General features: G+C 56.9%; 19 protein-coding genes and 1 tRNA gene. 2 read left to right on the top strand and 18 right to left on the bottom strand.

The features are described 5' to 3' along the window. Nucleotides 1–9: 9 nt before the first annotated feature. The 17 genes from pnp to LDN12_RS11435 form a co-directional block, all read right to left on the bottom strand. Nucleotides 10–2,145 carry a polyribonucleotide nucleotidyltransferase gene (gene pnp / locus LDN12_RS11355; protein ID WP_223922778.1) on the bottom strand — a complete coding sequence of 712 codons (2,136 nt, stop codon included), beginning with the start codon at nt 2,143–2,145 and terminating at the stop codon, nt 10–12. Nucleotides 2,146–2,456: 311 nt separating this feature from the next. Continuing rightward, nucleotides 2,457–2,723 (bottom strand): 30S ribosomal protein S15, encoded by a 267-nt coding sequence (gene rpsO, locus LDN12_RS11360; RefSeq protein WP_149209826.1) that lies wholly within the window; start codon nt 2,721–2,723, stop codon nt 2,457–2,459. A 108-nt stretch (nt 2,724–2,831) separates the two neighbouring features. Then, entirely contained in the window at nt 2,832–3,740 is a 909-nt protein-coding gene (truB, locus tag LDN12_RS11365; RefSeq protein WP_223922779.1) for a tRNA pseudouridine(55) synthase TruB, read from the bottom strand. Nucleotides 3,741–3,876: 136 nt separating this feature from the next. Continuing rightward, nucleotides 3,877–4,839, bottom strand: coding sequence for a bifunctional oligoribonuclease/PAP phosphatase NrnA (locus LDN12_RS11370; protein ID WP_223922780.1), 963 nt, complete (start codon nt 4,837–4,839; stop codon nt 3,877–3,879). Continuing rightward, nucleotides 4,832–5,182 carry a ribosome-binding factor A gene (locus LDN12_RS11375; protein ID WP_223922781.1) on the bottom strand — a complete coding sequence of 117 codons (351 nt, stop codon included), beginning with the start codon at nt 5,180–5,182 and terminating at the stop codon, nt 4,832–4,834. Before LDN12_RS11375 ends, LDN12_RS11370 begins: the two co-directional genes overlap by 8 nt. 160 nt (nt 5,183–5,342) lie before the next feature. Further along, entirely contained in the window at nt 5,343–8,003 is a 2,661-nt protein-coding gene (gene infB / locus LDN12_RS11380; protein ID WP_223922782.1) for a translation initiation factor IF-2, read from the bottom strand. Between the two features lie 2 nt (nt 8,004–8,005). After that, nucleotides 8,006–8,611 carry a DUF448 domain-containing protein gene (locus LDN12_RS11385; RefSeq protein WP_223922783.1) on the bottom strand — a complete coding sequence of 202 codons (606 nt, stop codon included), beginning with the start codon at nt 8,609–8,611 and terminating at the stop codon, nt 8,006–8,008. 9 nt (nt 8,612–8,620) lie between these two features. Then, nucleotides 8,621–9,829 carry a transcription termination factor NusA gene (nusA, locus tag LDN12_RS11390; RefSeq protein WP_223922784.1) on the bottom strand — a complete coding sequence of 403 codons (1,209 nt, stop codon included), beginning with the start codon at nt 9,827–9,829 and terminating at the stop codon, nt 8,621–8,623. 37 nt (nt 9,830–9,866) lie between these two features. Continuing rightward, a complete protein-coding gene (rimP, locus tag LDN12_RS11395) occupies nt 9,867–10,346 on the bottom strand; it encodes a ribosome maturation factor RimP (RefSeq protein WP_223924059.1) in 480 nt (159 codons plus the stop codon). Nucleotides 10,347–10,667: 321 nt separating this feature from the next. Continuing rightward, nucleotides 10,668–10,743 (bottom strand) — tRNA-Thr (locus LDN12_RS11400). Between the two features lie 157 nt (nt 10,744–10,900). Beyond that, nucleotides 10,901–11,956 carry a molybdenum ABC transporter ATP-binding protein gene (gene modC / locus LDN12_RS11405; protein WP_223922785.1) on the bottom strand — a complete coding sequence of 352 codons (1,056 nt, stop codon included), beginning with the start codon at nt 11,954–11,956 and terminating at the stop codon, nt 10,901–10,903. A 1-nt stretch (nt 11,957) separates the two neighbouring features. Further along, nucleotides 11,958–12,644 (bottom strand): molybdate ABC transporter permease subunit, encoded by a 687-nt coding sequence (gene modB / locus LDN12_RS11410; protein ID WP_223922786.1) that lies wholly within the window; start codon nt 12,642–12,644, stop codon nt 11,958–11,960. 9 nt (nt 12,645–12,653) lie between these two features. Beyond that, entirely contained in the window at nt 12,654–13,400 is a 747-nt protein-coding gene (gene modA / locus LDN12_RS11415) for a molybdate ABC transporter substrate-binding protein (RefSeq protein ID WP_223922787.1), read from the bottom strand. Between the two features lie 69 nt (nt 13,401–13,469). Then, complete coding sequence (modD, locus tag LDN12_RS11420; protein WP_223922788.1) at nt 13,470–14,324, bottom strand: ModD protein; 855 nt, start codon at nt 14,322–14,324, stop codon at nt 13,470–13,472. A 109-nt stretch (nt 14,325–14,433) separates the two neighbouring features. Then, nucleotides 14,434–15,249, bottom strand: a complete 816-nt coding sequence (locus LDN12_RS11425) for a TOBE domain-containing protein (protein ID WP_223922789.1) — start codon at nt 15,247–15,249, stop codon at nt 14,434–14,436. Nucleotides 15,250–15,429: 180 nt separating this feature from the next. Then, the gene (locus LDN12_RS11430; protein ID WP_223922790.1) at nt 15,430–16,734 is read right to left on the bottom strand and encodes a porin; all 1,305 of its coding nucleotides are present in this window, start codon (nt 16,732–16,734) and stop codon (nt 15,430–15,432) included. Nucleotides 16,735–17,355: 621 nt separating this feature from the next. Next, nucleotides 17,356–17,754, bottom strand: a complete 399-nt coding sequence (locus tag LDN12_RS11435) for a NifB/NifX family molybdenum-iron cluster-binding protein (protein ID WP_223922791.1) — start codon at nt 17,752–17,754, stop codon at nt 17,356–17,358. Between the two features lie 605 nt (nt 17,755–18,359). On the opposite strand from LDN12_RS11435, the gene LDN12_RS11440 reads away from it, so the two are divergent. Together LDN12_RS11440 and cowN are read left to right on the top strand one after the other, a co-directional pair. Continuing rightward, nucleotides 18,360–18,788, top strand: coding sequence for a peptidylprolyl isomerase (locus LDN12_RS11440; protein WP_223922792.1), 429 nt, complete (start codon nt 18,360–18,362; stop codon nt 18,786–18,788). Between the two features lie 47 nt (nt 18,789–18,835). Then, a complete protein-coding gene (gene cowN / locus LDN12_RS11445) occupies nt 18,836–19,144 on the top strand; it encodes a N(2)-fixation sustaining protein CowN (RefSeq protein WP_223922793.1) in 309 nt (102 codons plus the stop codon). 66 nt (nt 19,145–19,210) lie between these two features. On the opposite strand, the gene nifH is transcribed toward cowN, so the two are convergent. Continuing rightward, complete coding sequence (gene nifH / locus LDN12_RS11450; protein ID WP_223922794.1) at nt 19,211–20,074, bottom strand: nitrogenase iron protein; 864 nt, start codon at nt 20,072–20,074, stop codon at nt 19,211–19,213. Nucleotides 20,075–20,192 lie beyond the last annotated feature (118 nt).

Here is a 20,192-nt window from a genome sequence, read left to right on the forward strand (position 1 = left end):
ACAGCCGGTTTATTCAGCCGGCGTTTCCTCTGCCGGAGCAGCCGAACCATTCGGCGTTCCGTCAAGGTTGAGACCAAGCGCTTCCTTGCGGGAGAGCTTGATTTTGCCGTTCTTGTCGATACCGATGCATTTGACCAGAACCTTGTCGCCCTCGTTCAGCACTTCGGTAACCGTCTTGACCCGTTTGGTGTCCAGCTCGGAGATATGCACCAAGCCATCGGTGCCCGGCATGATCTCCACAAAGGCACCGAAGTCCATGATCTTCCTGACGGTGCCCATGTAGAGTTTGCCCTCTTCGGCCTCATCGGTCAGGCCGCGGATCATCTGGATGGCCAGGTCGCAGGCTTCCTTGTTGGTGCTTGCGATGTTGATGCGACCGGTATCCTCGATATCCACGGTAACGCCGGTAGTCTCGGTGATGTTGCGGATGTTCTTGCCGCCGGTGCCGATGACGTCGCGGATACGGTCGGTCTTGATCCAGATGGTGGTGATGCGAGGAGCAAATGGCGACATTTCGCCGCGTGCTGCCGACAGGGTTTCGGCCATTTTGCCCAAGATGTGCAGCCTGCCCTCACGGGCCTGTTTCAGCGCCTGCTGCATGATCTCCTTGGTTACGCCGCCGATCTTGATGTCCATCTGCAGGGCGGTGACACCCTCGGTCGTACCGGCCACCTTGAAGTCCATATCGCCCAAGTGGTCTTCATCACCCAGGATATCGGACAAAATAGCGACCTTGTCACCTTCCTTGATCAGACCCATGGCGATGCCTGCTACCGGGGCCGTGACCGGCACGCCGGCATCCATCAGCGACATGCTGCCGCCGCAGACCGAAGCCATGGAGGAGGAACCGTTGCTCTCCAGGATCTCGGAGACGATACGGATGGTGTAGGGGAAGTCTTCATGCTTAGGAATAACGGCAGACAGAGCCCGCTCAGCCAGCATGCCGTGACCGATCTCGCGACGGCCGGGAGCCAAGCGGAAGCTGGTCTCGCCCACGGAGAACGGCGGGAAGTTGTAATGAAGAAGAAAGCGCTTGCGGGATTCGCCATAAAGAGAATCGATGCGTTGTTCGTCGATGGAGGTACCCAGGGTTGCGGCGACCAAGGCCTGAGTCTCGCCGCGAGTGAACAGGGCGGAGCCGTGGGCGCGGGGCAGCAGGCCAGCCTCGGTGGTGATGGGACGGATGGTGGCCGTGTCGCGACCGTCGATGCGGATGCCGGTGTCCAGGATGTCGGCGCGGACACGCTCGTACTCGAAATCACCCAGAAACGCCTTGATCTGCTTGGTCTTGCCTTCGAATTCCTCCTTGAGGGCCTCGATAGTTTCAGCGGTGACCAGGCTGATCTGGTTGTGGCGCTCCTGCTTGGTCTTGATCTTCACCGCCTCGGCGATGCGGTCGTAGGCCAGTTCGCGAACGCGGGCCAGCAGGGCTTCGTCAACCACGGGCGGAGCGATCACGCGTTTGGCTACGCCGACCTTCTTCTGCAGTTCCTCCTGAGCTTCGATCAAAGGGAGCATTGCTTCTTTGGCGAAGAAGATGGCCTCCAGCATGTCGGCTTCGGAGACGAACTTGGCTTCCCCTTCCACCATGATGACCGCATCGCGACTGGCGGCAACCACGATCTCCAGGTCGCTCTGCTCCAGCTCTTCGGAGGTGGGGTTCACGATCAGTTTGCCGTCCACCCGACCGACCTTGGCGCCGGCGATGGGGCCCTGGAACGGGACGTCCGACACCATGAGGGCTGCAGAGGCGCCCAGCATGGACAGGATACCGGGATCATTATCCTTGTCGGCAGACACAACGGTGGCCATGATCTGGGTGTCGTTCAGAAAGTTCTCGGGAAAGAGCGGGCGGATCGGACGGTCGATCAACCGGCAAGTTAGGGTTTCGGCGTCTGACGGACGCGCTTCACGTTTGAAAAAACCGCCCGGTATCTTACCGCCGGCGTAGGCTTTTTCGGTATAGTTGACGGTAAGGGGGAAGAAATCTTGCCCCTCCTTGGCTTCTTTTGTCGCCACCGCGGTCACCAGCACCATGGTGTCGCCACAACTGACCACCACAGCACCGCTAGCCTGTTTAGCCATTTTGCCGGTGGTGATGGTTACGGTCCTGCCGCCGAACTCAACCTGTACTTTTTGTTCCATATGGTTTCTCCTGTTTGGTTGCGTTGGGGCCGTCGCTACAGCTTCCCAGATAGGCTATCATCTGCCACGGAGGCACGAAGGATACACAAATGTTTGGAATGGCGTCATAAGGTTTTACGACCTCATTTCAGCGATTCAATACATTTTCTGTATCTCTGTGGCAAACGTTCCAGGTGTTCTTTGGCCTTCTAGGAAACTCTACCCACGTCCCCAACAAAAAATAAAAGGGCCGTAAAGCCCTCTTGTGAAACGAGCATACCCAAAAATGGAGCAGGCAATATACCCGCAAAAAGCGGGCATACTGCCATCCATTACCTGCGTATGCCGAGACGTTCGATGACCTTCTTGTACCTGTCCAGCTCTTTGCCTTTGAGGTAGTCCAGAAGGCGCCTCCTCTGGCCGACGAGCTTCAGAAGCCCGCGACGGCTGTGGTGGTCCTTTTTGTGGATCTTGAAGTGCTCGGTCAGATAGGTGATCCGCTCGGTGAGAATGGCGATCTGCACCTCCGGGGAACCTGTGTCGCTTTCATGGGTTTTGAACGAGTTGATGATTTCCTGTTTCTTTTCGGTTGCCAACACTGTCAACACCTCCCTTCATTACGGTTTGTTATCTGTATGCTGCAGCATAGCCAGTTTATCCAGGGTTTTGTTAAATAACACATAAGTCGCTATTTGTAAAGCGGTAACTCAGCGGAAGACACGTTTCGGCGCAACGCGAAACCTGTCGGCGTCAAGGGGCAAAAGTTCGGCCACCGCGACAAGTTCTTCTCCAAAACAAAGACGCACCAGTCGGGGGGAGTCGCATCCAAGCCAGGCACCATCCAAGGTATCCTCCAAGTCGGGGGCCCTGCCATGCCTGACCTTGGCCACACCGGCATCGTTCAGGGAGATGGCATCCAAATGGCCGAGCGCGACGCAGGGGGTCCGGCAAAACGTATCGGCCCGCCCCTCCCGCACGGCATCCTCCAACACTTCAAGCGTGACGCTCGAAGCTAAGTCGAACGGTCCGCTGGCCGTCCTGCGCAATTCCTGGAGCGCAGCGCCGCATCCAAGGACAGCTCCCATATCGTCCGCCAGCGAGCGCACGTAAGTACCGCGGGAGCAGACCACCCGAATGGCGACCAGCGGCAGGTCAATGGAGACTATCTCTAAGGAGTATATCCGCACCAAGCGCGCCTTGCGCTCCACTTCTTCCCCCTTGCGCGCCAGCTTGTACAACGGTTGCCCATCCTGCTTTATGGCCGAAAACATGGGAGGAATTTGACGGATCTCGCCGGTGAAGTCGCTTACCACGGCTTCCAGGCGATCGCGGCTCACCTGCGTTCCGTCGGCCTCGTGCAGAATTTGGCCGGTCATGTCAAGGGTATCGGTCTTTACGCCAAGACGCAGGAGCGCGTCATAGGCCTTCCGTCCTTCGTCCAGGAACGGTATGGCCTTGGTCCCTTCGTTGACCGCAACCGGCAGGACACCGGTGGCAAAGGGGTCGAGGGTGCCGGTATGCCCAACACGCCTGGTGCCGAGAATCCTGCGTACACGGCTAACCACATCATGCGAGGTGAGGCCGACCGGTTTGTCGATGACTACGAAACCGTTCATAGGGGGCCGTATTCGCTGGTGCAAAGCCGCAAAAAGAAAGGGGGTGCAGAAGCGTGACAGGAAGTGTGCCGGACGGCGGCTGATGGGGCGGGGTTCCTCCTGAGGTGTGGTCGGATATGGGCAGACCTGTGGCGATTCAGCAAAGGGCGGATTCCACGATGGCGTAGACCTGCGCTTTCACCTCGTCCAGCGTCCCGTCCACGGTGCAGCCGGCCGCGTTGTGATGGCCGCCTCCGCCCATCCGGGCGGCAAAGCCGGCCACATTGACCTTGCCCTTGGAACGAAAACCGACCTTATACCGCTGCTCGGCCAGTTGGCGGAAAAAAATCGCTACCTCGACGCCGCGTATGGAACGGGGATAATTGATAAAGCCATCCGTCAACTCGGCGTCGGTGGCGGTTACGGCATACATGTCCAGGGTAATGGAGACGGAGGCCGCCCGGCCGTCGCTGATCACTTCCAGCGTGGGCAGGCATTTGGCCAGGAGTTCCAGACGCTTGCGGGGCTGGTTCTCATAGAGTTGCTCAGCCACGTCCCAGGCGTTGATGTCGCAACCGATCATCTCGCCGGCAATGGCGAAGGCCTCGGGATTGGCATTGGAATAACGAAAGGAACCGGTATCGGTGATGATGGAGACATACAGGCAGAGCGCCGTCTCACGGTCCATGGCATAGCCGAAAGCGTTGATGATGCGGTATACCAGCACGCCCGTCGCCGCGGCCTGGGGATCGATGAGGTTGTGGGCGCCGAAATTATCGCACCCCAGGTGGTGATCCAGATTGACCAGCGTACCGATGCGCTTGAAGGCGCAGAATTCGTCGCCCGCCCTGCGGAACTCGCCGATATCCTGTACAAAAGCCACATCGAAATCGCGGTCGGGGACGTGGGGGGAAACCGTATCCACGCCCGGTAGAAAGGCGTACAGATCCGGCACTTGGTCGCGCAGATGAACGCAGACTTCTTTGCCGATCTTCCGGAGAAACGAGGCCAGGGCCAGGGAAGAGCCTACCGCATCGCCATCCGGACTTTCGTGGCTGGTGAGCAGAAAAGACGTATTGGCGCGGATTACCGAAACAATATCCTGAATGGTCTCATTCATGCTCTGTTTCAATCTCCTTGAGGAGTGAGTCTATCCGGTTGCCATATTCCCCGGAATGATCGTACTTGAACAGCAGGTCGGGGGTGTAGCGCATGGTCAGGCTTTTGCCCAACTCACGGCGCAGGAAACCCTTGGCGCTGTTCAGGCCGGCCTCGCTGTCCTTCTTGGCTTGATCGTCGCCGATAACCGTGAAAAACACTCGCGCCAGATGGAGATCGTCGGTAACCTCCACGGCGGTGATGGTGACAAACCCGATGCGAGGGTCGTTGAGCCCTCGGGAGAGGATCGAGGAAATCAGTTCATGAATGGTCTCGGCGACCTTGTCGGAACGTTTGTGTTGCATAAAGGCAAAACTCTTTTCTTCATTCAGAACACAATGGGGCGGCCAATGCGGCTTCCCGCCGTATTCCTGCGGCTCTGGGCGAATGGTTGCTTTCACCTGAAACAGTGATGCCTGAACGGTAGCCAAGCGAGAGAAACTGGCCAGGCATCACGGATTCATATTATAATTTCGCGGCGATCTTTTCCATCTCGAACGCTTCGATGATATCACCGACCTTGAGGTCGTTGTAATTTTCAAGGCCGATGCCGCACTCGTAGCCGCTGGCCACTTCCTTGACATCGTCCTTGAAACGGCGCAGGGACGACATCTTGCCCTCGTAGACCACCACGTTGTCACGCAGCAGGCGCACCTGGGCGTTGCGCAGCATTTTGCCGTCCTGAACATGGCAGCCGGAAACGGTGCCGACCTTGGGCACGGAGAACAATTCGCGAACCTCGGCGCGACCCAGGTATTTCTCCTTGAAGGTCGGAGAGAGAAGTCCTTCCATGGCCTTCTTTACATCCTCAACCGCATCGTAGATGATGTTGTAGAGGCGGATATCGACTCCCTCCTTCTCGGCCAGGCCTTGGGCCTTGACCTCGGGCCGCACGTTGAAGCCGATGACGATGGCGTTGGAGGCGGCCGCCAGATTGACGTCCGTCTCGGTAACAGCGCCGACCGCAGAGTGGATGACGTTGAGACGCACTGCATCGGTGGAAAGCTTGCGCAACGATTCGCCCACCGCTTCCACCGATCCCTGCACGTCGCCCTTGACGATAACATTGAGGTCCTTGACTTCGCCGCTCTGGATCTTGCGGTACAGGTCTTCCAGGGAGAGCTTGCTGTGTTTGGCCAGTTCCAGCTCACGCAGCTTGATCTGGCGCAGGGTTGCGATCTCCTTGGCCTGTTTTTCGTCCTTCATGGCCACAAAAACATCGCCGGCATCGGGCACACCGGAGAGACCAACCAATTCCACCGGCTTGGAGGGGCCTGCTTCCAGCACCTTCTCGCCACGGTCATTCTGCATGGCACGCACACGGCCGGAATGGATGCCGACCACGCAGTAGTCGCCTGCCTTGAGGGTACCTTCCTGCACAAGCACGGTGGCAACCGGGCCTCGTCCCTTGTCCAGCTTGGCCTCCACGATGGTGCCCTTGGCCAGTTTGTCAGGATTGGCTTTGAGTTCCATCACGTCGGCCTGCAACAGGACCATTTCCAGCAACTCTTCGAGATTGAGACGTTTCTTGGCCGACACCTCCACCATGGTGGCGTCACCACCCCACTCGGAGGCAACAAGACCGAACTCCATCAACTCCTGCTTGACCCGTTCCGGCTTGGCGTCCGGCTTGTCAATCTTGTTGATGGCAACGATGATCGGAACCTCGGCGGCCTTGGAGTGGTTGATGGCCTCACGGGTCTGGGGCATGACCCCGTCGTCGGCCGCTACGACCAGGATGACGATGTCGGTCACCTTGGCGCCGCGGGCACGCATGGCGGTAAACGCCTCATGACCCGGCGTATCGAGGAAGGTAATCTTACGTCCATTCAACTCCACATCGTAAGCACCGATATGCTGGGTGATGCCCCCGGCTTCGCCGGCGATGACGTTAGCCTCACGGATCGCATCCAGAAGAGAGGTCTTGCCATGGTCGACGTGGCCCATGATGGTCACGACCGGCGGCCGTTTCACTAGGGTTTCGGGCGCATCGGGAGCCGACTCAAGGATTTCGTCCAGGTCGACCGCCACGTTTTCCACCTCATAGCCATACTCAGAGGCCAGAATGACCGCGGTATCGTAATCCAGGGGATGGTTGATGGTAACCATCATCCCCATCTTCATAAGGGACTTTATCAGATCGTTGGCCTTAATACCCATGCGCTTGGCCAACTCGCCGACACTGATGCTCTCGGTGATCCTGATGATACGCTTGATGGCCTTGGGAATGGTGATCTCGGTCTTGCGGGTTTCAACCACCCGCTCCCTGCCGCCCTTCTTCTTGGACCCACGGTAGACCGGATCAAAGGTACGCTCGCGTTTTTCCAGGATCTCATGTTTCTTGGGCTGTTCCTTCTTCTTGCCGGGAGCGCCGCCCCCTTTCTTGCCACCCTTTCCGGCGTCGGGACCATGGCCGGGGCCATCTTTTTTACCACCCGGGCGACGGCTGTCTCCGGCGGAAGGGGCTGCGGGCGTCAGTTGCACCTGCTTCATGCGGGAACGATCCTGCTCGCCTGCGGGCGCGGCAGTGGGGGCACTGTTCCGGGGCGCCCCCTCCGAAGCCGGACGGGACGGAGCAGTGCGCGGCGTGGGCGGCGCCTCCTTGGTCACCACGCGGGTGGGACGGGTTGTAACGCCCGGAATTTCCATTCTGCCCAGGATACGAGCCTGGTTTGGGCCAGCCTTCACCGGTTCGGGCGGAGTTTTGGGCTTTTCCGGAATAACCGGTTCCACCACAACCGCCTTGGCTGGAGCCGGCGGCTCCTGAGGAACGATCTCAGGTTCAGGCAGTTGAACAGCAGGGGCCTTGGGAGCAGGGGCGGGGGCGGGGGCCGGCTCCACCTTCTTTTCCGGCTCGACGGCGGCAGTCACCGGCGGTGCTTCCTCGACAGCAACAGCCGGAGCAGTCTTGGCACGACGTCTGATGATGTTGGTCGTGACCCGCACCTCTTCGGTGCTGGCACTGTTTTCCTTGGGCTGAGGCGTCATCAGCTTCTTGACGGCATCCTCTTCAACCAGGGAGGCCGACGATTTGGCATCAACCCCGATCTCTTTGAGCCTGGCAAGGGTCTCACGGGCATCAACACCCAATTTCTCCGCCAGATTGCTCACACGTATCTTGCTCATGCTTACTGCACCTCCCCCAGGAAGTTTCTATATCGTTCAATTGTTTTCAAAAGTTGCACCACAAAACCGCTCGATTTCACGGCAAGCGCACTACGTGGTGCCTTACCGAGCAGAGCGCCAAAATCGTCTTTTGTCAGTACCCGCAAACAGGGCACGCCGTTGCCGGCCGCCTGGGCCGCGATCTTCTCCCCGATGGCCTCGGAGACGTCCAAGGCCACCAGGACCAGTCCCGGCTTGTTCTTATTCTTCAGCGCCTCGCCAACCATGGAGCCGCCAGCAACAATCTTGCCTGCCTTGTTGGCCAAGGCGATGTACCCCATGACCCGTTCAAGCAACAGCTTCGCCACCTGCGCGGTCATCTCGTCGGGAGCGGGCACGGCCACCTCGTGCCTGAAGGCACGGCCAAACTGGCGCTGCTTGACTGCACCAGCCAGACAGCTAGCACTGACGCAGGTGTAGGCGCCCCTGCCGGGCAGCTTCGCATCCAGATCCGGCACCACCTCCCCCTGTGGGGAGAGCACAAAACGGATCAGTCGATCCCGGTCTCTGATTTCACGGCAGGCAAGACAACTGCGTTGCGGCTTTTCCGCACCATCGTGGCGGGGCATCCCGGTACGCTACTCCGCCTGCTTCTCTTCGGCATCCGAGGCAACTGCAGCATCGGCGGTCCCTGCCTCTACAGTTTCGTCAGTCTCAATAGTCCCGGTATCCTCGGTAGCCTCATCGGCCGCAGGCTCCTCTTCCGCCTGGGTGCCGTCAAAGGAGGCAAATTGGGCCAATTCAGCCTCAGCCGCCTTGGATTCGCTCTTTATATCAATGCGGCAGCCGGTCAGACGGGCCGCAAGACTGACGTTCTGTCCGCGTTTGCCGATGGCGAGGGAAAGCTGATCGTCCGCCACGACAATCTCAAGCACCCGATTGTCCTCATCCACGAACACCTTGGAAACCTGTGCCGGAGAAAGGGCATTGCAGGCGAAACGGGCAATATCCTCGGACCAGGGGATGATATCGATCTTCTCTCCGCGCAACTCAGAGACCACGTTCTGGACGCGGGCGCCCCGCATGCCGACACAGGCGCCGACCGGGTCCACATCCGAATCATTGGAGGAAACGGCAATCTTGGCGCGGCTGCCCGGATCGCGCACTACGGCGTTAATCTCAACGATGCCTTCGGCGATCTCCGGCACCTCAAGCTCGAACAGTTTGGCCAGCATACTGGGATGGGTACGGGAGAGGATGATCTGCGGCCCTTTGGTGGTCATACGGATTTCGGTAATGATGGCGCGGATGCGGTCGCCGGGACGATAGACCTCGCGCGGCATCTGTTCCTTGGCCGGGAGTGCCGCCTCGGCGCGCCCCAGGTCAACCAGCAGTTCACCCTTTTCGAAACGCCGCACCATGCCGGTGATGATCTCCCACTGGCGGTCGCTGTACTCGTTGAAGATGGTTTCCCGTTCCGCCTCACGCACCTTCTGGATGATGACTTGCTTGGCAGTCTGGGCGGCAATGCGGGTGAAGCCGGTGGCATCCAGCTTTTCTCCCAACGAATCGCCGACCTCCACATCAGGGTCAACCTCACGGGCCTCTTCGAGACTGATCTCCTTGTAGGAGTCCTGCACCTCCTCAACAACGGTCACGAACTCAAACAGCTCCACCTCGCCCGAGTCAGGATTGTAATGAGCCTCCAGATCCCGGGTATTGCGGTACTTCTTGTTGGCAGCAGTCAACACCGCCTGCTCCATGGCCTCCATGACCACCTGCCGGTCGATGCCCTTTTCCTTGACGATCTGCTCGATGGCATGTTTGAGATTGATGTTCGTTTCCACGATTGCTTCTCCTTACTGACGTATATGGGAAATCAGATCAAAATTCGAATTCAAGATTGGCCTTGGCGACCTTATCCAACGGGATCGAGGCAGACGGGCCTTCGGCAAGCTTCATGACGACGCTGCCGTCCACCAGCCCTTCCAACCGCCCGATAAAGGTCTTGCGCTTGTTGCCGGCATCATCGGGCAGCGCCTCAAAAGTGCGCACCTTCACCAAACGCCCGGCAAAGCGTTCGTAATCGGCCGGCGTTTTGAGGGGGCGGTCCAAACCGGGGGAGGACACCTCCAGCGAATAGTGGCCCGGGATGATGTCTTCTACGTCGAGGATGGCCGACAACTCGCGGCTGACGTCGGCGCAATCGTCCAGGGTAATGCCCCCATCCTTGTCGATGAAGAGCCGCAATACGCCATCGCGCCCTGCCCTGGCGAACTCGATATCGACGAGTTCCATACCGAGCGATTCCAGTATAGGCAACGCAATGCCGGACACCTGCCCGCAAACATCTCCCTTGATCATAGCCATACGCTGTCTCGCAAAAAAAAAGTGAGCCTTGCGAGCTCACTTTTGAGTGAACAACTTTTTTGTCTTTATACCATGACAACCCATGAAGAAGCAACTCTTTTTTTGGGAGACAGTCAGTAAAAACGCTACTTCGGCCGAACAATATCCGGTTTTATTTTGCGACACATCACAATCCTCCCCATGATGACACCTCTCCCAGAAATAAAGAGTACGGCGGGGCAAGGTCCGTTGGTCGGGAAAGTATTCGTAAAGCGCGCATATGAACCCCATAGAACAACAGACACATACCCTGTCGCGGGAGGTGCCTGCGTGTACTGGAGCCACCTGCCGGAATCGAACCGGCGACCTATTGATTACGAATCAATTGCTCTACCAACTGAGCTAAGGTGGCGACGACGTTTTTCATGGGGGCTTGGTCGGCGGGGATTTGCGGGTCAGTGCGGCAGGATAAATAGCACCCTTTCTGAACCAATTATCTCCAGCGGAGTTAAGTTACCTTAAAACAAAGGCCTCTGTCAATCCCTACTTGTCAGGTACTTTATCGAATGTCACCCGAGGCGCCGAAAAGCCGAGGCCTTAATGGCCGCAAAGAGCCGGTTCCCCTTTTTAACCCCCAGTTCGCGGGCAGCCTCATGTACTATCTCGGCTACGAGCCGGTCATCACCACTGGCAAGCTCCACCCCCACCTTGTTGCCGGACTGGAAGGTGTCCGCAACAGTGCAGTCGAGCAGGTTTCTGGCGCTGATGGCGTCGGGATGTTGCTTGATGAGGATAATATCTTTCGAAGAGAGTTCAAACAGCGCGTCCGGCCGATCGCTGGCGGTGGAGATCAAAAGCTCAGTCCCGCCCCAGGTGTAGGCGGACATACCGTCGACCCTACGCGGATTACCCAGCCGCAGGAGATTGATATAGCCGGCCGGGCTCTGCCCCATGCGGGATCGCGCCAGTTCTTCCGCTGTTGTCTGGGCCTCGATGCGCCCAGTATCGACCGCAAGCACCATGTCCGACATGATGCGCATCTCCAGAAGAGAATGAGTGATAAAGAGATAGGGAATGTGGAACGCTTCGCTGGTAGCCTTCAGATAATCGATAATTTGAAACCTGAGAGCATCGTCCAGAGCCGACAGCGGTTCATCCATCAGCAGCAGGCGGGGATTGGAGAGGACTGTCCTGCCGATTGCAACCCGCTGTTTTTCACCACCCGAGAGGTTATGTACGCCACGCGACAGGAGGTGGCTTATCTGCAGCACCTCCACCAGGGCGTCGAAATCGATCCGACGGTTAGCCGGAGCGCTCCGTTTGTAGCCGTACAGAAGGTTTGCCTTGACGCTCATGTGGGGAAACAGGTAGGGGCGCTGGAAAACTATGCCGATACGACGCTGATCCGGGGGGACATCGACTGTTCCCTGACTGTCGTAGAGCAGTTCGCCGTCCAGACGGATGGTACCGGCATCCGGCCGCTGCAAACCGGCGAGCAGGCTTACCAGCGTGGATTTTCCACTTCCCGACGGGCCGAAGACACCTATGCGCTCCCCCTGGACCGTAAAATCCACATCCAGGGAAAAGGCGCCGAAATTCTTTTGTAAGCTTACATGCAGTTCCATATCAGACGGCCTTGGCGATGCGACGATTGAGATATTCGTGGAGCAGGAGCACCAGCACCGAGAGGAGTACCGACACCAGGCACAGAGCCATGGCCATGCTGTCGCCGTCGGGGGAACTCGTATATTCGTAGATGGCCAAGGGGATGGTCTGGGTTATACCGGGGATATTGCCGGCCACCACGATGGTCGCGCCGAACTCACCTAGGCCGCGGGCAAACATGAGTGCCGACCCGGCGGCGATCCCGCGCAACGAAAGTGGGATGATTACGGTCAAGATGGTGTCGAACCATCCGGCCCCCAAGGTGCGGGCGGCCTGAATGAGACGCTCGTCAACGCTTTCCATGCTCAGCCGGATGGACCTGACCATGAGGGGAAAACCGACCACAGCGGTGGCAACGACCGCGGCCTTCCAGGTAAAGATCAGCTTGATGCCCAAGGGCTGTAACAGATGTTGGCCGATAAAACCCTTCTGCCCCAGAAGCAGGAGAAGGATATACCCGATCACCACGGGCGGCAGGGTCAGAGGAAGGTTGACCGCCACATCCAGCGCAACCTTCCCCCGAAACTGCCGGTAGGTCATGAGATAAGCAACCCCGAATCCGAAGGGCAGCGATACAAGTGTCGCCACGACCGACACCTTGAGCGACAGCAGGATAGCCATATATTCGGCAGAGGTAAAAACCGGCATCAATATACCCTACTTCACCAGAAAGCCGTGTTTGGCAAGGATCGTCTTAGCCTCGGCCGATTGCAAATACCGGAAAAAGGCGGCGGCCTCAACCTTCTTACTGCCTGATACCGTCAGGGCCATGGGGTAGGTTACCCGCGTGTAGAACTCCTGGGGCACCGTAAACAGAATCCTGGCGGTTTTGGCCACCTGGAGGGCATCGGTCTTATAGACAAATGCACCGTCAACTTCCCCCCTATCGGCGTACAGCAAGCATTCGCGCACATCCTTGGCCATGACCAGTTTCTTTTCGAGCTGTTTTTCGATACCCGCCTTTTTGAAGGCCTCAGCGGCGTACTCACCGGCTGGGACGCTTTTGGGGCTGCCGATGGCAATTTTCTCCAGCTTGAGCACGTCGTTCAGGTTTGCGGCCTTCACCCCCGGCCGACCGGCGAATACCAGAGAGTTGTAGGCAAAGGTAGCGATGTTCTTGTCATCGGCCAGATGTTTTTCCTTTGCATAGTCCATCCACTTCAGGTTGGCAGAGATGAATATGTCCGCCGGAGCACCGTTCTCGATCTGTTTGGCCAGGGCGCCGGAAGCACCATAGTTTTTCTTGAAGGTTACGCCACTGTTCTTTTTTGCAAAGCTGTCGGACAAATCATTGGCAACCTCTCTCATGCTGGCTGCCACAAACAGGTCGATCTCACCGGCCGACGCGGCGATGGGGAGCAAACAGACTGCAGCTACAATCAGATAGGATACTATTCGAGTCATTGATGGTCTCCGTTTAAGATGAAATGGTTGATAGTAATAAGACTTATGAAATTTTCATAATGGGCTTCTCTACGGTTGGCGGGGAACAATCCGGGCGCCAATGTCCGCAGGCTTGCCGAAATAGACCGAGGACAGAACGATGATGTCCACCCCACTGGCGGCATATTCCGCCACGTTTCCCTCGTTGATGCCGCCCGCCGCGGAGATTTTCACCGCCCGGTCCATGGCATGGATATCGTCAACCAATTGCCGCAGTTCCGCCGGCGGCAGCTTGTCTACCTGAACCACATCGACTCCGGCCCCGGCAATGCGAAGCGCCTCGCTTGCATCGTCCGCCTCGACGATGATTCGGTTTTCCGGCACCTTGGCGCGCAAGTCGGCGACCCCTGCTAGCAAGGCATCCAGCCCGCCCAAAAAGGCAGTGTGCTGTTTGAACACCAGCACGGTCTCCGACAATCCCAGACGATGGGGTAGTGCTCCCCCAGCCATAATGGCCTTGATGGCTATCTTCTTGGTTCCGGGAAAGGACTTGCGGGTAGTAACCACCGCGATGCACGGATTCGCCCCTTTGGCTGCCTTTACGACCCTGGCGGTCCGCGAGGCGATGCCGGAAGCATACTCTAGCAGGTTCAAGGCAACCTTCCAACCGGCATGCAGCGCCTGTGCCGTTCCCATGGCGGTCAGAAAAACCGTCCCAGGAGCACAACACGTTCCGCTCGGTTCAAGGGTCAAGATGCGGCAGCCGCATTTCTCCAGTACCCGGCCCGCCTCCTCGCAACAGCAGAGGGTCGTCTCCTCACGGGTAGTAAAAGTAATGATGCCCGGCTGTGTACCGATACCGAGCAGGTGGGTGGTCAGGTCGCCATAGGGAAGGTCTTCATCGATAAAACGTTCGATCTCGCCGTCAGGCAAACAGGCTAGCATTGCATCCTCCCCCGTTCATTCGCTATATTATTGTAAACATATCGTAATCCCTAGAAAAAGGGGCAGCTCCGTTGATGCCCCTCCAGGATATCCCTAGTTGCGCTTCTGCTCAGCTCACGCCGAGGATGACGCTGGATGCCTTGAAGATGGCGCAGGCATGCCCCCCCACAACCAACCCCAGGTTTTTGCTACTCTCATGGGTAATAACGGCGCTGATAGTGTTGCCGCCCCCCACCTCCACATCCACCTCGGCGCTGACCGGTCCTTCAATAATCTTGGCGACCGTGCCACACATGAGGTTCCGGGCGCTGAGCTTGGTATTGTGCAGTTCGGTTCCGATAATGACAGAACTAGCCTTAATGATGGCATAGGCTTCTTTTCCCACGGCCAACCCCAGGTTATCAATGGCACCATTGGTGACAACAGCCGCTATGGTGGCCCCACCCTTGAGAGTCAGATCAACTTCGGCATTAACGGCGCCCTTGACGATCCTGGCCACGGTTCCGGCAAATACGTTACGTGCGCTTACTTTCATGGCAATCCTCCTCAGTAGTTGGTAAAGGCTATCGGCATCGCCTAGTTTGTCGGCAATATTTGCCAGAAACTTGCGATGTTCTTCCTGAATAATCTGAAACTCCCTCAGAACTTTTTTTCCTTCCGCGGTGAGGGTGGTCCCGCCGCCGCCCCTACCCCCGGCCAAGCGGTCGACCAGTGGCTTGTCGGCCAGGTTATTGATCATGTTGACCAGATCCCAGGCGGTCTTATAGCTAAGCCCAACTGCCTTCGCGGCCTTGGTGATCGAACCGAGTTCGCCGATCTGCTCCAGCAGACTGATCCGGTCTCCCCCCAGGAACTTCCGGTCTTCCTTGTGCAGCCACACGGCCCCGGAGAGCCCCAGCTTGGCACTTTCCTGTAAAGATTTCATAACGCAACCACACCCCTCTGTGTGCACCACAACCGCGCCCGCAAAAGACACGGAATTCTGTGCAGTATGGCTGTAATTATACAGGGATTGCCGGCCATGTAAAGTGCATTAAACGGCATACAATCCAGCAAGCTGCCCACAGCGTGGCGCAGCCTGCCGATTTTTTACGCATGGGCCGGATCAGAATACCATCTGCACCTGAAAGCGGACCTGGTTGTCGTCGGTCGGCTGCGTACCAGCGGTAGTGGATATGAGTCCAGCCTGTTTGTGGATATTGGTATAGTCGGCCTGGACCTTAAGGTTGTGCGTGCTGTTGACGTACCAAGACGCACCGACGGCATTTTCGGTCCAGAGGTTCCTGGACGCGTCCCGATCCGGGTCAAGATAGGAGTAGCGGTAGGCCAGTTCGAGGGTTTTCGGAATCACGAAATAACCCGCCTGGGCGTAGAACCCCTGGGCACGCATCTTTTTGCCGGAGGTCTGCCCCTCGGCCTGGGCAAAGAAGTACTCTCCGGTGGCCGAGAAACCGAGCCATTTGAAGACCGCATCCGCGCCGCACGTGTTGAAGTCGATCTTTTCGCCGGTGGTGAATTTGCTCGTTCCCTTGCCGACCCCATACCAGCCGCCACTGGATTTCAGGAAAGAGAGTTGGTTGGTTTCCAGGGTACCGGTAGTGCCCGCGGTGTTGCTGAGGGTATCCCGGAAATAGTCGGCGCCGATGGACACCAGCGGTTTCTTGCTGTATTCCACGTCGGATTCGGAGTATTTTACCTCCCCCAGAGGGTTGGCCGTGAGCCGAGCGCTGAAGGCGTTGTCGGTCTTGCTTCGCCACGTGTTCTGGCCCACCCCGCCGTAGCCGGCGATGTTGTAGTTGAAGATCCCGCCAGCGATTTTGCCGTGGATCATGGCTCCGGTGTCATACCCCGGCACAAAGGCGGAGGTCACGATTGAGGCGTCCACAAACTGCTGTGCTGTGGAGGAGGTAATCCACTGGCGGCCGAACTGGACCTTGTCCTGCCCGAGACGGAACTGCACCTCGTTCATCAGGCGGTAGTTGAGCCAGACCTCTTCCATGGGGCCGTTGTTTGCAGTAGAGCCGCTGTTGAAGTTGGCAAAGTTGATGTTCATCTTGTAGGTCAGGTCCGGGGAATAGGCATGGCCATTGAACAGCAGCTTGATGCGGCGCAGCTCGAACTTGCTGTAGTCCGGGTCCGTGGCGGGTTTGTTGACGTCATCCCCGTCGAGGAAGGTGTAACGGACCTGATAGGAAGCTCCGATGGAAATGCCGAACTTACCGTCGGCCGTGGCGAAGTTGAGCCCCCCGCCTGGTTTGTACTTGATCTGGCTGCTTTTCTGAATTTCTTTGTAATCCTCTTCGGTAATGACTCCCTTTTCCTTCAGCACGTCCTCAAGGCTCTTCGCCGAGACACTACCGGCCTGAGCCACAAGCAGGGCCAGCCCCAGCAAAATTCCCAACTTCTTCATAACAACCCCCTTTTGATTTATACGCACCCTGGAGCGCGCTACTACTGTTGCAGCATACTGTTTACCGCCTCAACTTGAAAAAAGGGGGGATTACTCCCCCCACCACATGAAGGAGACTCACGAGTGAGTCCTTGTTGCAACGCTTGCGGCGGACATTGAATTGTAGAAGCGCTCCAAGCATATAATGACCATTGGTTATCGGCCCCCGACATTGCGGCTCGCAGGACGGGATCCGGCTCACCCGATGCATGGAGGTTTCCGCCGTTAATGACGTAGACAACGCAGGGAGCGGGTAATCCATGAGCGCTGTATATATAACTATATACATAACGCATGCCACATATTTACGCCGACATCCGTTTATCCCACCCTCCGCACAAAATCAAACGAATCCTCTCACGTCAAAAACCGATGCGGCAACCGGCATCAAACTGGAAAATTGTCACGAACCAAGGAGTTACTTCAAGTGCGCGCTCCCTGCCTGCGCATGAACTCCAATGGGGAATAATTCTTTATTTCAACACAACAAACATCTTCTCCGGGTCTTTTGCCGCAACTTATTATCATTTTGATTGCTATTGTTATCATAGTGATAACCGGTGATCATCATGAAAGCGACGGCTATCGACAGACAACGCAATCCCACTCATCATCACTGATGTCTGCAATCTGAGTTTTGCGCATCCAGGGTGCCGGGGTCCCTCTCAACACATTTTTCAGCCTGCCGATAACCTCTTCGACTGAAGACCCCATAGAAAACTTCATGGGATGAATGTGTTTTGCTACAAGCTTGGCCGCCGCCGGGCCGTTTATTTCACCGGCGCATACAATAGAACACCCCTTGAGTGCCGTGACACGGGCTGCGATCCTGTCATCCTCGTTTCCGCCGTCGTCGTCGATTCGTACCGTTGTCACGTAGTAAGCCTCGTCCGGACCGATATCCCAGACAGTGAAGCTGGTGGACTTACGGAAATTTTGGTCAATTTCGACACCGGTCGATGTCGTGAAAGCAACTTTCATGCGCCCCCCTTCCCAGTCTCCATGGCCGCCTTACCACCCCATGGCCGCATTTTTACTAACATCACTTTGTCTACCTTCCTCATCACGCCGCACTTCATCAGGAAACCCAAACTCGTCCATATCCAATGAGTTCGTGACGACCCACATCTTGTTGTCGATCATCTTTTAGGCCAAAGTATTGCTCTTATTGGCCTGGGGATGGTCCGAGGCTTGTTCGATAGACGCCATGCGTCGCTGTCCGGAGTCCTTCACCCGGCTCCCTCCCCTTTGCAGCACCGGAAGAATATCGAGGCGGAAGCACACATTTACGTCACTAATGTAGCCGTGTGATATATATCCAAATACATAACCCATGCCAAGTTGCCAAAACCGTACAATTGTTTAAGCACTGGCAGTTACATAAATACGACGCGATACGCTATATTACACAATGCATAACGAATGGTCAAATACCACGTATATGCTCCATTATGCGGCAGTCTTGCCCCCCGCCGGGTTCCAGGAGTCTCCAGCAGAGAATGATTGTATTCAAAACACACCTCGGCCGACATGTTGCATATGTCATAGAACCAGCAATGAACAACCGCCTGCAAGGAGTATGAAACATGGCACACGCACAGCAGGGCAACACCGTATCGGTCCACTACATCGGAACCCTCGACAACGGGCGCATCTTTCATAGCACGACCGACGAAGAACCACTCGTGTTCACCATCGGCCAAAACCAGGTCTTTCCGGCCCTGGAACGGGCCGTAACCGGCATGGCCGTGGGGGAAACGGTCAATATCGTCATCCCGGCCGACGAGGCCTACGGGCCGCGCTTGAAAGAGAACATCATTCGGGTGGAACGGACGTACTTTCCCGCTGAAAAAGAGATCACGATTGGTCAAAAACTCAGCATCAGTTTCACGGGCGGCGGGGAACGGGTCGTACAAATTGTCGGTTTCAGCGAGACCGAGGTGACCCTGGACGGCAATCATCCCCTGGCCGGCCTGGATCTGACCTTTGCTCTGCGACTGGACGGCATAGAATGAATCAAGTGGTTTCCCGATAAAAATAAATAATCCGAAAGGCAGGCTTCATGGAGGCAAAAACCGCAAAGCCGGACCGTTACGTATCGTTCGCCGGTATCAACGGCGATGAGAACTCACGGGTACTGATGGAAATGCTGCGCCGGCACATCGATGACCCGGAAAAGACCAACGCCTTCTGGGAGAAGTTCAAGGAGAAGCTGAACAGTGTGGGAGAACCGGACAAGACCTGCGGCCGCTGTCTTGACGAGCTGTTTCTGGTCCATTCCTACATCAACAACATCAGGGAGCTCTTCGAGACCTACGACGACCGGGATGCCCTGGAGTTACTGGAGCAGATCGAGGAGGAAAGCTGCTGAAACAAAAAGCCGCATTCCCGAAAGAATGCGGCTTTTCTGTCTTCCACTATCTGACGGCGCAAGAAATCAGGCCGCTTCCGCCTTGCCGACGTTGGTCTCATCATCGGCTTCCATGATGCCGAATTCCATCAAAAGTTCTTCCAGTTCTTCCATCTCCAGTGGTGTGGGGATGACCAGCATCTTGTTGTCCAGGATCTTTTTGGCCAAGGTTAGGTATTCATTGGCCTGGGGGTGTTCCGGCGAATATTCGATGACCGTCATGCGCCGCAGTTCGGCACGCTGCACCTGATTGTCTCTGGGCACGAAGTGGATCATCTGGGTACCTAGTTTTTTGGCCAGTGCATCAATCAGTTCATACTCCTTGTCCGTTTTCCGGGCGTTGCAGATCAACCCGGCCAATCGCACCTTCCCGGAGGTGGCGTACTTCAGAATGCCCTTGGCGATGTTGTTGGCGGCATACATGGCCATCATCTCGCCCGAGCAGACGATATAGATCTCTTCCGCCTTCCCCTCCCGGATCGGCATGGCGAACCCGCCACAGACCACGTCCCCCAGAACATCATAGAACACAAAATCCAGGTCGGGCTTGTAGGCGCCGTTTTCTTCAAGAAAGTTGATGGCGGTGATGACACCACGTCCGGCGCAACCGACACCCGGTTCCGGGCCGCCTGACTCCACGCAGGCGATGCCGTTGTAACCGACCTTCATGACATCATCCACCTCAAGGTCCTCCACGGTGCCGCGTTCCCGCACCAGATCCATGACCGTTGCCTGCGCCTTGGCGTGAAGAATAAGGCGGGTCGAATCCGCCTTGGGATCACACCCCACAATCATGACCTTTTTGCCGAGTTTGGCCAGACCGGCCACCGTATTCTGGGTTGTGGTCGATTTACCGATGCCGCCTTTACCGTAGATAGCCACCTGTCTCATCTGAAACTCCTTTCATCCACTATAGTGGATTTACCACTGTTTTGAGGTAGCACAATCAAGGCGCTACGGCTGCGCACGCATCACCGTATCCCCGGCCTCTTGAGCTGTATGCTCCGTT

This window comes from Geobacter sp. AOG2, from assembly GCF_019972295.1.
GTDB lineage: Bacteria > Desulfobacterota > Desulfuromonadia > Geobacterales > Pseudopelobacteraceae > Oryzomonas.

What these genes read in the sequence shown, in the direction of transcription:
- LDN12_RS11440 (WP_223922792.1), top strand. Translation starts at nt 18,360, where the DNA reads ATGGCACACGCACAGCAGGGCAACACCGTATCGGTCCACTACATCGGA.
- cowN (WP_223922793.1), top strand. Translation starts at nt 18,836, where the DNA reads ATGGAGGCAAAAACCGCAAAGCCGGACCGTTACGTATCGTTCGCCGGT.
- LDN12_RS11430 (WP_223922790.1), bottom strand. Translation starts at nt 16,734, where the DNA reads ATGAAGAAGTTGGGAATTTTGCTGGGGCTGGCCCTGCTTGTGGCTCAG.
- LDN12_RS11370 (WP_223922780.1), bottom strand. Translation starts at nt 4,839, where the DNA reads ATGAATGAGACCATTCAGGATATTGTTTCGGTAATCCGCGCCAATACG.
- modA (WP_223922787.1), bottom strand. Translation starts at nt 13,400, where the DNA reads ATGACTCGAATAGTATCCTATCTGATTGTAGCTGCAGTCTGTTTGCTC.
- LDN12_RS11375 (WP_223922781.1), bottom strand. Translation starts at nt 5,182, where the DNA reads ATGCAACACAAACGTTCCGACAAGGTCGCCGAGACCATTCATGAACTG.
- truB (WP_223922779.1), bottom strand. Translation starts at nt 3,740, where the DNA reads ATGAACGGTTTCGTAGTCATCGACAAACCGGTCGGCCTCACCTCGCAT.
- infB (WP_223922782.1), bottom strand. Translation starts at nt 8,003, where the DNA reads ATGAGCAAGATACGTGTGAGCAATCTGGCGGAGAAATTGGGTGTTGAT.
- LDN12_RS11425 (WP_223922789.1), bottom strand. Translation starts at nt 15,249, where the DNA reads ATGAAATCTTTACAGGAAAGTGCCAAGCTGGGGCTCTCCGGGGCCGTG.
- modB (WP_223922786.1), bottom strand. Translation starts at nt 12,644, where the DNA reads ATGCCGGTTTTTACCTCTGCCGAATATATGGCTATCCTGCTGTCGCTC.
- rimP (WP_223924059.1), bottom strand. Translation starts at nt 10,346, where the DNA reads ATGATCAAGGGAGATGTTTGCGGGCAGGTGTCCGGCATTGCGTTGCCT.
- modC (WP_223922785.1), bottom strand. Translation starts at nt 11,956, where the DNA reads ATGGAACTGCATGTAAGCTTACAAAAGAATTTCGGCGCCTTTTCCCTG.
- modD (WP_223922788.1), bottom strand. Translation starts at nt 14,324, where the DNA reads ATGCTAGCCTGTTTGCCTGACGGCGAGATCGAACGTTTTATCGATGAA.
- nifH (WP_223922794.1), bottom strand. Translation starts at nt 20,074, where the DNA reads ATGAGACAGGTGGCTATCTACGGTAAAGGCGGCATCGGTAAATCGACC.
- LDN12_RS11385 (WP_223922783.1), bottom strand. Translation starts at nt 8,611, where the DNA reads ATGCCCCGCCACGATGGTGCGGAAAAGCCGCAACGCAGTTGTCTTGCC.
- pnp (WP_223922778.1), bottom strand. Translation starts at nt 2,145, where the DNA reads ATGGAACAAAAAGTACAGGTTGAGTTCGGCGGCAGGACCGTAACCATC.
- LDN12_RS11435 (WP_223922791.1), bottom strand. Translation starts at nt 17,754, where the DNA reads ATGAAAGTTGCTTTCACGACATCGACCGGTGTCGAAATTGACCAAAAT.